Below are 470 nucleotides of genomic sequence, written 5' to 3'. Positions count from 1 at the left end.
TTTAAGCTATGGTATTTTTCGGCTTTGTCCTGATGCTCACTGTAATAGAACCAAAGCAGGCCAGCGACGACAACAAACGCACTGAGGGTGAAGTATCGGTTGTTGAATTTCATGTCGGTATCTCAACATGGGGCGCATCCAAGAACTTAGCCGGCTTATCGTTGGGATTGCCTGTCCAAGTGATACCAAATCGCAGTTTTATCCCCAGTTCTTCACCAGCCTTATGCATGGCTTTCAAGACGGGCAGCCAGCATGTGTAATTATTCCAGTCAGCACCGACCGGAAGTAAGTCAACGGCATGACCGGTTAAATGGCGGGAATTCATGGTTCGGCTTTTCTTCTCAGCAACTAACTGCTTTTGGCGTTCAAGAGTTCTTAGCCCCTCAATCACCGTAAAATCAACCGGAGATAATGCCAGTGCGCGGCGAACAACAGCCACCAAATCAGGATGGACACCCTTAAGGTTATTT

1 protein-coding gene is annotated in these 470 nt (G+C 47.7%); it reads right to left on the bottom strand.

Annotated features, from left to right (window positions below; translation table 11 throughout):
• Positions 1 to 109: 109 nt before the first annotated feature.
• Positions 110 to 470 (bottom strand): M15 family metallopeptidase (locus tag FE394_RS19485; protein WP_319927964.1); only part of this gene is annotated, 361 nt, incomplete at its 5' end.

Source organism: Xenorhabdus littoralis (genome assembly GCF_033949345.1).
In the GTDB taxonomy this organism is placed as follows: Bacteria; Pseudomonadota; Gammaproteobacteria; order Enterobacterales; family Enterobacteriaceae; genus Xenorhabdus; species Xenorhabdus littoralis.
This window is presented reverse-complemented; position numbering and strand designations above follow the sequence as displayed.